This window comes from Methyloceanibacter marginalis (assembly GCF_001723295.1).
GTDB classification, from domain to species: Bacteria; Pseudomonadota; Alphaproteobacteria; order Rhizobiales; family Methyloligellaceae; genus Methyloceanibacter; species Methyloceanibacter marginalis.
Genome location: NZ_LPWD01000240.1, coordinates 1 through 10,718, shown reverse-complemented (window position 1 = coordinate 10,718; position 10,718 = coordinate 1). Strand labels below are relative to the sequence as shown.

The window sequence follows — 10,718 nt, the reverse complement described above, 5'->3', positions numbered from 1 at the left end:
CCTTCCGCGCCCGCCGTCGAAGTGGAGCAGATCGTCGTGGCGCCGCCGGCTCCCCGCCCAGCCGAACCGGCGGCTCCCAGCAGCCTGGCCGCGCTCCCGCAAGCCTCGCGCGTTGCCCCGCCTGCCTCGTTCGATGCCGACGTCAATCTCAACGTGCGCAAGACGCGCGTCGGCCACCTCAATATCGGCCCCAGCTCGCTCGGCGTCGTGTTCCGCGACGGCGTGATGGATGCGAAGCTCGGCGGCATGGAGCTCTATGACGGCCATGCCAGCGGCACGCTGACCGTCGACGCATCCAAGCCCGTCCCCAGCTTCACCGGCGACTTTCGCCTCGACGGCGTCCAGGCGAAACCGCTTCTCACCGATGCGGCCCAGTTCAGCATGATCGGGGGCCGCACCAAGCTCGATGTGTCGCTGTCGGGTGAAGGCCAAGATGCCGAGGCGATCAAGTCCTCGCTCAAGGGAAGCGGAGCTTTCGTAGTGACCGAAGGCGCCATCGAGGGCATCGACATCACCGCCTTCATCAGCGCGCTAGGCGAAGGGGATTTCAATTTCCGGCAGGGCGCGAGCGCGAAGACCGCGTTTAGCGATCTCGGTGGCAGCTTCATCATCACCGACGGCATCGCCGAGACAAAAAATCTGAAGATGGTCAGCCCGCTGCTGCAGGTGACCGCCGAAGGCACCGTGGATGTGCCCAACGGCAATCTCGACATTCTCGCCAACCCGGAGATTATCGCCGGACCCGAAGGCCGCGGCGGCGCCAACGACCTGGCCGGGCTCACCGTGCCGGTGCGTGTCGAGGGCCCGCTGGAAGACCCGCGCATCCGGCCGCAGATCGGCAGCGTGTTCGCCAACCCGGAGAACGCCTCAAAGGCGGTGAGCAAGATAGGCCAGGCGCTTCAGAAGAAGTTCAAAGGCCGCCCTGTCGGCGAGGCCATCGGCCGCTTCCTCGGCAATGTCCAGATCGGCGGCGGCGCGCCGAAACAGACGCCGCAAGCGCTGGCGCCGCTACAAGGCGGCGAGCCCGATCAGGCGATGCCGATGAAGCCATGGATCCCGAGCTGGAACAGATCCTGCGCTGATCTGAGCGCCCGCGAGCCGCCTACTGCTTTCCTTGGCGATGCTTTTCCAGCGCCTTCATGCCCGCGGCAAAGCCGTTGAGCGCGGTCATGGTCTTCACCGCCTTGCCGTTGAGTGCGTAGACGGTGATGCTGCCTTGCTTGGACTTGGCGATCTCTTTCCGCATGTCGTCTTCCACGATCAGCAGCGCCTTGCACCCCATGGGCAGGCAGGTCTGGTAGGGCATGCGATAGATCTTCCGGGTGTCGGGAGAAAATTCGACGCCACGCTGCAGGGCCACCCCCGTCGGACCGTCCACGCGCAGCACGAGCCGGCCTTGGGGTCCATAAGTGAGGATCACGCGGAAGACGAGCTTCTGGGATTCCTTCTCCACCAACGGCAGGACGAGCGAGCAACGCTCCTCCGCCGTCTTGTCGTCACCTTCCTTTCCGCAGAGCAGGGTCCAGTTGCCGAAGCTGCCGGCCACATTGGCCTTGGCCGCGGAGCCGCCGGGCGGCGTGGGCGACTTCTGGGCCGCGCTCGATTGCGCGAACGCAGTTCCCCCGGCGATGACACAAACCATCGCGGCCAGGGCGAACCCAAATACAGCCCTCCGCAGTCCTGCCACATGCGCCTCCCTGATGGGCTCGCCTGGTGATTTTGGGCTCCTCGGGCGGTGCCCGCTTGGCGAGTTAATGAGGGCGCAGATAAGCGCCAATCGCCGATGCTTGCAACGGGCGGTCTGGGCGGCGCATGGCTGCGCGGGACAAGCCGCTTGCAGGTGCCAAGCTTGGAAAGGTGCGCGTCTAGCAGCCGTTGTCGGTCTTGGTGACCTTCATGCTGCGCCGGGGCCGGGTGTAGAAGGTGCGCGTCATGTCGAACGACCCGGGACTGAAAATCGTCGTAAGCCCCAAGAGTGGGGTGAACGTGTACTTGATCTCTGCGACGATGACGCTGCTGTCGGGCTCGGTGAGCCCAGCCGGCACGTTGTACGACGAGTTGTTCGCCCGCGCGCCGCCTTTGCTGGCGCAGCTCCAGTCGACCTTGCCATTATTTTCGTCGTCGGCGACCACGCTCGAAAGCACGATCTTGAGAGGGTCGGTCGAATACGGGGTGAGTATGCTCGAAGCCGCCGCCTGAATATCCTCGATATCGTCCTTGGTGACGGCCCTGACCTGCGCCGTCAGGTCCGCGGCCGTCGCGGCGACTTGAGCGGTCCGGCGATAGACTGTCAGCGCGTTGCCGATCTCCACGGTGCCCACATAGAGCAGGATCAGCGCCGGGACGATAAGCGCGAACTCAATTGCCGATACGCCGCGCCGGTCCCGGCCCATGCGTCTCATACTCACGGCCGTCCGACGCATGCTGAACTGACCCAATTTCACCTTAAACATCCAATCAGAACGGCTCGTTGCGGAAGGCGGCCGTGGCCATGAGAAGCCGGCCGCCGCCTTCCATATTGCTGAGATTGATATCCGCGGGCAGGACGGAACCGATATCCAGCGGATAGAAGCCGCGGACCACCACCACATCCTCGGCCTCGCCCGGATCGAAGCCGTAATCCTTCGGCTTTCCGTCGGCGCCGGGCGGCGGCGCCAAATTGCCCGCCGCGCCGCCGAAGCTCGAATAGCTGCGCACGTCGAGCATGAGGTCATCGCATTTCAGAGGTGCGCTCAGGTGTTTGCAGACTTCCGTCTTGAATTGCTGCGCGCTGAACTTTTGCGCCTGGCCTGTGCGGATGAGCCGTGCCCCCCGATCAATCGCGCCTTCGAGACCGACATTCGCGAAATATACGAGGCTGACCTGAAGGACCGCGAGTAGCAGCAAGATTAGAGGCGCGGCGACGAGGGCGAATTCGAGTGCGGAAGCCCCGCTCCGATCTCCGGCGAAGCGAGCCGCGCGTCCGGCCGCGCGGCGCCAAAGCGAGCGATAGCTATTGTCTTTTTGCGAGTCTCCGCGCCTAATCATGAGCAAAGCCATAGCGATGCTTAGCTTAATGGATAGTAAATATTAGTGGCGCACGTCGAAATACGGTAAATGTGTAGGTAATCGTATTCTAAATAAAAAAGAGACACCTTTGAATAAATGGGGAATACGAAAAGTAAGAACTTTCCTCTTAGATTTCGTCCCGAACCGAGGCCGAGGCGCGCGGTAACAGCGGCCGCTCGGGAGCAGGCGGGGAGGTGTCACATGCTGCAGACCATCACGGAGTGTTGCCGGTCCTTCAAATGGAACAAGAAGGGCAATGTCGCCATTCTCTTTGGCCTCGCACTCGTTCCCATCGCGCTTGCCATCGGCGCGGCCGCTGACTATGGGCGCGGTCTCGCTGTGCGCAACCGCATGGCCGACGCCGCCGATGCCGCGGCGCTCGCTATCGGCTCGTGGCAAGGGCTCACTCAGGAACAACTGAAGCAAAGGGCGCAGCAATTTTTCGACGCCAACTATCCGTCCTCCGAGATGGGAACGGCCGGGAAGCTCAACGTGAGCTTCGCGGGTGACGACATCAAGGTGGAGGTTTCCGGCACCGTCCCCACCACGTTCCTGAAGCTTGCAAACATCAATTCTCTCGACGTTGGCGCGAGCAGCACCGTCACCAAGCGCCAGCGCAACATCGAGCTTGCGCTCGTTCTCGATACCACCGGTTCGATGGGCTCGAGCGGCAAGATGTCGGCCATGCAAACGGCCGCCAAGAAAATGGTGACCGATCTCTTCAACGGGAATGCGACCTCGGACTCGCTGGTTGCGGCCGTGGTGCCGTTCGCCGGTGCGGTAAATGTCGGCACGGCGATGAAAAGCAAAGACTGGATCGATGACCAGGCTAAGTCCGACATCGCCACCGAGGATTACAACTCTAACAAGACGAAGACCTTCGACCTTTACGAGGAGCTCTCCGACTACAAGAGTTCATGGAATTGGGACGGCTGCGTGCGCGAGCGGGATGGCGACGCTTACGAGCTGACCGATGCGGCGCCGAGCACCAGCACGCCGGCGTCACTGTTTGCGCCGTACCTTGCGCCCGATGAGGCCGATGACGATCACGATGAAGGCGACAACTACAGCAACAGCTACATCGAAGACGGCAATTGCGGCACGAACAACGACAACAGGCGCAAGGCCATAAAGTGCCAGGAATACACGGGCAAGTACGACGATCCAAGAAGGGATGAGTACGGTGCGCCGGGCCCGAACTGGAATTGCCCGCCTCAGGCGATTACGGCGTTGACCAACACTAAGAGCACGGTGACGACGGCCATCGACGCGCTGCAGCCGAGTGGCAACACGGTGATCCCCGCGGGCCTCCTCTGGGGGTGGAGGGTCCTTTCGCCGGGCGCGCCCTTCACCGAAGGAAAGGGGAAGGACGATGAGGAGAGGGTCAGGGCGATCGTGCTCTTGACCGACGGCGAGAACATGGTGAGCGGCGGCGGCAACGGTAAGAACAATTCCGTCTACAATGCCTTCGGCTATGCCCGGAAAGGGCATCTTGGCAGAAGCAACGGCAACCAGGCCGAAAGTGAGCTCAACGACAAGACGGAGACGGTTTGCAGCCGCGTCAAGGCCGACGGGATCCTGGTCTATACGATCGGCTTCAGGGTCAACGACACCACAACCCAAAACATGTTGAAGAACTGCGCGACGAAGCCGGACATGTACTACAACTCGCCGTCCAACTCGCAATTGGCCGCGATCTTCAACGATATCGCGCAAGGCTTGAGCGAGCTGCGTATCGCGCAGTAGGTCGCAAAAATAGACGCGACGGCGCGCCGCCCAGCTACTCGCTTTGTTGTTCGCCTTCCGCCGAAGCCTGCCCGATCGCCTGCTTGGTGCGGATTTCCTTGGAGATGGCTTCGAAATAGGCGGGCTCGTCGCCGATGACGAGCGGAGTTTCGCAGTTGGGGGAGCAGTGCAGCGTGACGCGGTTCTTGCCGCGGTAGACGGTCACGTAGCCGCCAGCCGGCTCCTGCACCACCACGCGACGGTTGATGACGACCTTTCCTTCAGGGTCGATCACGATGAGATTGGTCTCGCCGAAAGACTTGCCGGTCAAAACGAGCGTATTGCCGCTCTGCACCGAGACGTCGGCGATGGACGGATTACCCACCACGATCTCCGCCGCCGAGCGCTCGAGCCGCAACATCGTGGCCTGATCGATCAGAACCTCGATGTCCCGGCCGGCCGCCGATCCTGCCTGAATGGAGCTCGTCGTGACAACCGTGGCCAGCACGATCCCGCATGCCGACCGCCCCGGGCGAAACCGGAAAATCATTGGCGCCCTATCCCCTACGCTGAACTGAAGAACGAGGAATGTCCGTCCTCGTCATCTGACGCGGAAAAGGTGAAGGATTGGCAAACCATTGCCTCTTGGAGCCCCGGTTAACGCCGTTTTCAGGCCCTTGCGGGCACACTCCCGAGCCGAATGCGGGAGCAAACCAAAGCGAGACAGGGCGAAGGGCACATGATCACCGATCTTCTCATTATTTCGATCTTTCCATTGGCCATGGCGCTCGCCGCGGCCACCGATCTCTTTTCCATGACCGTACCCAACTGGATTTCGCTTCTGCTGGTCGCCGGTTTTGCCCTGCTCGCGCCCTTGGTTGGCCTCGGCTGGAGCGAGGCCGGGCTCCACGTCGCGCTCGCGCTGGGAGCCCTCATTATCACTTTCGCCATGTTTTCCTTCGGCTGGGTCGGCGGCGGCGACGCCAAGCTGTTCGCCGCCACCTGCTTGTGGCTGGGGCCGGAGCAAATGCTGCTCTACGCGATCTACGCGGCCTTGCTCGGCGGCGCCCTGACGCTGGCGATACTGTTCCTGAGGTCAATGCCGCTTCCGGCCATGCTGTACTCGCAAGGCTGGCTCACGCGGCTGCATGACGCGAAAGAAGGTGTGCCCTACGGCATCGCGCTCGCTGCGGCCGGCCTCCTGGTCTACCCCGACACTGTCTTCATGGCGGGGCTCGGCGTCTAGCCGTCCGTCCCACTTCCCCGCCTCCCGTCCTAGCGTCTTTCAGACCCCGTCGGCCCGGCCTCGCGGCGGCCCGGGACCCGTTGTGTCGCCTGGGCCACAAGGCGTTGCGGGCGGCCAAATTGGCACGGCCATTAACTCCGCGTTGAGATTTCGTGGGCCAGAGTGAGCCCATGTTCGCGGGGCGTGGGGCGTTCGAAAGAAAGAGTCTGTCATGAAAAAAGCAAGGGTTGTCGTCCTCGCTATCGCCATCACGGCAGCGCTTGGCGCCGCTTGGATTGCCAGTGCCATCGTCTCTCGGGCGCCGGAGGTTCAACAGGTCGAAAAGACCGTGGGGGCCACAGATGTGCTGGTGGCCAACAAGGACATCGGCCTTGGCGACAGCGTCCGCGCCGACGACTTCAAATGGCAGCAATGGCCCATCGAGGGCGTCACGCCCGGCCTGATCACCAAGGAAAGCCAGCCCGACGCGCCTGCGGATCTGTCCGGCGCGGTGGCCCGTGCGCCGTTCATTTCCGGCGAGCCGATCAAGGAACAGAAGCTGATCAAGATCTCGGAAGGCGGCGTGATGGCCGCCATTCTGCCTCGGGGCATGCGCGCCATTTCGACGCCGATCCGCGAGGAGACGGCGGCCGGCGGCTTCATCCTGCCCAACGACAGGGTCGACGTCATCCTCTCCTACAATATGAAGATCGGAAGCAAGGAGCAGCCGGTGAGCGAGGCGGTCCTGCGCAATGTGCGCGTGCTCGCCATCGGCCAGGCGCTGGAGAATACGGACGGCGAGAAGGTCGTCACCGGCAAGACGGCCACGCTAGAGCTGACGCCGCGCCAAGCCGAGGTTTTGTCTCTCGCCCAATCCATGGGGGAGCTCTCCTTGTCGCTGCGGAGTCTCTCCGATGCCCTGCCTGGTGACGAGCCGACGGCGAAGATTGGCGAGGCGAACCAGGGCTCGGTCAAAGTTCTCAAATACGGCGTGCCCTCGCGCACCTTCGGCATCAACTGAGCATGCGTACAAACGACATAAGAAATAAAGGCAAACGGATGCGTCGCTCCCCCCTTTCGGCCCTTCTTGCACTCGCTGCGATCGCCGTCGCCGGCTTTGGGCTTGCCGCGGTTACGGCGCCGGGCGAGGGGCTGGCACAGTCGGCCCACCGCTCTCTTCTGCGCCTTGGCGATGGAACCACCCGGCAGATCAAGCTTGGCCTCAACAAGTCGATGATCGTCGAGCTGCCGCGCGAGGTCCGCGAGGTGATGGTATCCAATCCGGACCAGATCGACGCCGTGATCCAGAGCGCGACGCGCGCCTATCTCATCGGCAAGAAGCAGGGTGAGGCCAATATCCTGTTCATCGATCAGAACGGCAACCAGGTCGCGGTCCTGGAAGTCACCATCGAGCGCGATCTCGGCGCCTTGCAGAATCTGATTGCCCGCCTCATCCCCGGCTCGAACGTCCGGGTCGAGACGGTTGGCGAGAACGTCGTGCTGACCGGCCGGGTGCCGACGCCGATCGACGCTACGCGCGCAAGCGAGATTGTGAACAGCTTCCTCGGGGAGAGCGACAGCGGCACCGCAACCTCTGCTGCGGCCGGCGGCTCGGCGGTCACCATCAACAACAGCAGTTCCTCTGGTAGCGGCTCCGGCGGCAGCTCGAGCGGACCGACCCGGGTCATCAACATGATCACGGTGGAGGGCCGCGAGCAGGTTCTCCTCAAGGTCTCCGTCGTCGAGATGCAGCGGAACATCATCAAGCAGTTCGGCGTGGATCTGGAGGCGCTCATCAACACCGGAAACTTCGCCTTCGCCGCCGCGTCCACCCTTCCGTTTCCGATCTCCGGGGCGCTGGGCACCGCTTCGCTTCCCTGGGGGGGAACGGGCGCTGCGCTCGCCGGGGCCGGATGGTCCTCTGGAACCAATAACGTCACAGGCGTTCTGCGGGCGCTTGAGCAGGACGGCCTGGTGCATATTTTGGCCGAGCCAAACCTGACCGCGATTTCCGGCGAGACGGCGAACTTCCTGGCCGGCGGCGAGTTCCCAATTCCGGTCGCGCAGGACAATAACGGCGGCGGTATTCCGACCATCACGGTCGATTTCAAGAAGTTCGGTATCGGCCTCGCCTTTTCGCCCGTGGTCATGTCCGAGGGCTTGATCAGCCTCAAGATCTCCACCGAAGTCAGCGAGCTGTCTAACGAAGGCGCGGTGATTCTCAGCAATATCTCGATTCCGGCGCTGAGGGTCCGGCGCGCGGAGACCGCGGTCGAGCTGCCGAGCGGCGGCTCGCTCGTGATCGCGGGGCTCCTTTCGGATCAGTCGCGTCAAGCGATCAGCGGGTATCCCGGTCTCAAGAACCTGCCCATCATCGGCACTTTGTTCCGCAGCCGCGATTTCCAGAAGAGCGAGACCGAGCTCGTGGTCATGGTCACGCCCTATGTGGTCAAGCCGGTGGCGCAGCAGCAGCTCGCCAAGCCCGATGACGGCTTTGCTTGGGCCTCGGACGTGAACAGCGATCTCTTAGGGCAAATGAACCGCATCTATGGCCGCGATCCCGAGCACGCGCCTGTCGGCAACTTCACCGGCGACGTCGGGTTCATCGTTGAGTAGGGCATGAAGGGGGAAAGTATCATGGCACCGACAGTTCAAGGCCCGCTCGCGCTTGCGCGCGCCACGCGCCCAACCCTCACCATCGCCGCGGCGTTGATGCTGGCAATGCCGGCAGGCGGATGCTGGCAAAGCCCGCGCATGCAGGCGCCTTTCACCCTGTCCAATCCGAGCGAGCGGCATCCGATCAAGGTGAGCCAAGGCGAGGCCCTGCTCGACCTGTCTGTCTCGAGCCGTTCCTCCGGCCTTAGCAGCGCCCAATGGGACCAGCTTTATCGCTACTTGGCCGGCTATCAGGAAGCCGGCAGAGGCGGTCTCACCATCAAGACGCCCTCGGGCAGCGCCAATCAAGCTGCCGCCAAGCGCGCTTATGACGATGTGCGCCACGCCATGCGCCGTGCCGGCATCAGTGCGCGGGGTGTCAGGGTCGAGCCCTATTTCGCTAAATACGATCCGGTCGCGCCGATACGGCTTTCCTATCTCGAACTTGTCGCCAAGGGGCCCGATTGTCCGGATTGGTCGGAGAATGTCGGGCGCGACCCGCAGAACCTGCCGTGGCCCAATATGGCTGCGCCACGCAGAAGAATCTCGCGGCCATGGTCGCCGACCCGGAGGACTTTGTCGCGCCGCATCCCGAGATGCCGCGTCCGAGCGAGCGGCGCGACGTGGTCTGGGGCAAGTACGTGAAGGGCGACGTGACCGGGGCCAAATGGGCGCCTAACGATCGGCCTCTGTCCGAGCGCGCCAACTCGACCGATGTAGAGGCAGGCTCAGGTGATTAGCGACGCCGCATATTCGCTTGACGAGCAGCCTTACGACGAGCCCGGCGCTGTGCCGGAGCCTGCCGCGTCGGAGCCGCGCGCCCGTCCTGTTCCGCGCGTGAACATTCAGGCGTTCTGCGAGGATCAGGATACGGCGGCCGTGATTCAGAAAGCGTCGGAGGATCGCCGTCTCTCCAAGGCGCACGTCACTGTACAAATGGGGGGCGTGGAAGCGGCCGTCGCATTCTATCGCGACGCCTCGACGCCAAACCTGATCGTCATCGAATCTTTGCTCGACCGGAAGGGGATGCTCGCCGATTTGGAGCGCCTGGCCGAGGTCTGCGATCCGGGCACCAAGGTGATCGCCGTCGGACACATCAACGACGTGTTGCTTTATCGAGAGCTTCTGCGCCAGGGCGTCAGCGAATATGTCGTGGCGCCGATGACCGTGCCGCTGGTGATCGAGAGCATTGCCTCGGTTTATACCGATCCGGAGAACGGGCCGGTGGGACAGGTCATCGCTTTTATCGGCGCCAAGGGTGGCGCAGGCTCGAGCACCGTATGCCACAACACGGCCTTCGCCATCGCCAACGCGCTAGAAAGCGATGTGGTTATCGCCGACCTCGATCTGCCGTTCGGCACGGCCGGACTCGATTTCAATCAGGATCCGCTGCAAGGCATCGCCGACGCGTTGGCGACGCCGGAGCGTCTCGATGAAGTTCTGCTCGACCGGCTGTTGTCGCGCTGCTCCGATCATCTGAGCTTGTTCGCCGCGCCGACCGCGCTCGACCGGCCTTACGACGTTGACATGGCCGCATGCGAAACGGTGCTCGACGTGGTCCGCGAGAACGTGCCCTGGGTCGCTGTGGATGTGCCCCATCTGTGGACCGGCTGGGCCAAGGAAGTGGTGCTCAAGGCCGATTACGTGGTGCTCACCGCGATGCCGGACCTCGCCAGCCTGCGGAACACCAAGAACCTGGTGGATCAGCTCAAGGCCTCGCGGCCGAACGACCGGCCGCCGATGCTCGTGCTCAACCAGGTCGGCGTGCCGAAGCGTCCGGAGATCTCGGTGAAGGATTTCGGTCACGCCATCGAACTGGCTCCACAGATCATCATCGATTTCGACGCGCAGCTCTTCGGCACGGCGGCGAACAACGGCCAGATGATCGAGGAAATTTCGGAGAGTCGAAGCCTGCCGATGCCTTCCGCAACTTGGCCAATCTCCTCACCGACCGGATCGAGCAGAAGAACGAGAGCTCGTCCCTGCTCGGACCCTTGCTCGGCCGTCTGAGACTCACCAAGCACGCGGCTAAGAAGAAGAGATGTTCGGAAAACGGAGTAACCCC

General features: G+C 63.0%; 9 protein-coding genes and 2 pseudogenes. 7 read left to right on the top strand and 4 right to left on the bottom strand.

The genetic code is table 11. The features are described 5' to 3' along the window. A partial coding sequence (locus AUC71_RS09405) for an AsmA family protein (protein ID WP_141701583.1) occupies window positions 1-1,161 on the top strand: 1,161 nt, incomplete at its 5' end. On the opposite strand, the gene AUC71_RS09400 is transcribed toward AUC71_RS09405, so the two are convergent. The 3 genes from AUC71_RS09400 to AUC71_RS09390 form a co-directional block, all read right to left on the bottom strand. Further along, window positions 1,103-1,687 (bottom strand): invasion associated locus B family protein, encoded by a 585-nt coding sequence (locus tag AUC71_RS09400; protein WP_141701582.1) that lies wholly within the window; start codon window positions 1,685-1,687, stop codon window positions 1,103-1,105. The two genes, AUC71_RS09405 and AUC71_RS09400, sit on opposite strands and share 59 nt — an antisense overlap. A 178-nt stretch (window positions 1,688-1,865) precedes the next feature. Continuing rightward, the gene (locus AUC71_RS19440) at window positions 1,866-2,402 is read right to left on the bottom strand and encodes a TadE/TadG family type IV pilus assembly protein (protein ID WP_244500876.1); all 537 of its coding nucleotides are present in this window, start codon (window positions 2,400-2,402) and stop codon (window positions 1,866-1,868) included. Window positions 2,403-2,457: 55 nt separating this feature from the next. Further along, window positions 2,458-3,027 carry a TadE/TadG family type IV pilus assembly protein gene (locus tag AUC71_RS09390; RefSeq protein WP_069624062.1) on the bottom strand — a complete coding sequence of 190 codons (570 nt, stop codon included), beginning with the start codon at window positions 3,025-3,027 and terminating at the stop codon, window positions 2,458-2,460. Between the two features lie 222 nt (window positions 3,028-3,249). On the opposite strand from AUC71_RS09390, the gene AUC71_RS09385 reads away from it, so the two are divergent. After that, window positions 3,250-4,794 (top strand): TadE/TadG family type IV pilus assembly protein, encoded by a 1,545-nt coding sequence (locus tag AUC71_RS09385; RefSeq protein ID WP_069624056.1) that lies wholly within the window; start codon window positions 3,250-3,252, stop codon window positions 4,792-4,794. 34 nt (window positions 4,795-4,828) lie between these two features. On the opposite strand, the gene AUC71_RS09380 is transcribed toward AUC71_RS09385, so the two are convergent. After that, window positions 4,829-5,281, bottom strand: coding sequence for a pilus assembly protein N-terminal domain-containing protein (locus AUC71_RS09380; RefSeq protein ID WP_158007777.1), 453 nt, complete (start codon window positions 5,279-5,281; stop codon window positions 4,829-4,831). Window positions 5,282-5,512: 231 nt separating this feature from the next. Between AUC71_RS09380 and AUC71_RS09375 the strand changes: the two genes are divergently transcribed. From AUC71_RS09375 to AUC71_RS09355, 5 genes and pseudogenes are all read left to right on the top strand, one after another. Beyond that, entirely contained in the window at window positions 5,513-6,019 is a 507-nt protein-coding gene (locus tag AUC71_RS09375; RefSeq protein ID WP_069624061.1) for an A24 family peptidase, read from the top strand. Window positions 6,020-6,230: 211 nt separating this feature from the next. Then, the gene (cpaB, locus tag AUC71_RS09370; protein WP_069624054.1) at window positions 6,231-7,019 is read left to right on the top strand and encodes a Flp pilus assembly protein CpaB; all 789 of its coding nucleotides are present in this window, start codon (window positions 6,231-6,233) and stop codon (window positions 7,017-7,019) included. A gap of 38 nt (window positions 7,020-7,057) precedes the next feature. Beyond that, complete coding sequence (locus AUC71_RS09365; RefSeq protein ID WP_069624060.1) at window positions 7,058-8,614, top strand: type II and III secretion system protein family protein; 1,557 nt, start codon at window positions 7,058-7,060, stop codon at window positions 8,612-8,614. A gap of 3 nt (window positions 8,615-8,617) precedes the next feature. Beyond that, window positions 8,618-9,393, top strand: a pseudogene (locus AUC71_RS09360) (CpaD family pilus assembly protein). Beyond that, window positions 9,386-10,718 (top strand): annotated as a pseudogene (locus AUC71_RS09355) (CpaE/TadZ family protein); the annotation flags it as partial. The pseudogenes AUC71_RS09360 and AUC71_RS09355, both read left to right, overlap by 8 nt.

Bases quoted from the DNA above. Each gene is read 5' to 3' on its own strand.
- AUC71_RS19440 (WP_244500876.1), bottom strand. From the start codon at position 2,402: ATGAGACGCATGGGCCGGGACCGGCGCGGCGTATCGGCAATTGAGTTC.
- AUC71_RS09390 (WP_069624062.1), bottom strand. From the start codon at position 3,027: ATGATTAGGCGCGGAGACTCGCAAAAAGACAATAGCTATCGCTCGCTT.
- AUC71_RS09385 (WP_069624056.1), top strand. From the start codon at position 3,250: ATGCTGCAGACCATCACGGAGTGTTGCCGGTCCTTCAAATGGAACAAG.
- AUC71_RS09375 (WP_069624061.1), top strand. From the start codon at position 5,513: ATGATCACCGATCTTCTCATTATTTCGATCTTTCCATTGGCCATGGCG.
- cpaB (WP_069624054.1), top strand. From the start codon at position 6,231: ATGAAAAAAGCAAGGGTTGTCGTCCTCGCTATCGCCATCACGGCAGCG.
- AUC71_RS09365 (WP_069624060.1), top strand. From the start codon at position 7,058: ATGCGTCGCTCCCCCCTTTCGGCCCTTCTTGCACTCGCTGCGATCGCC.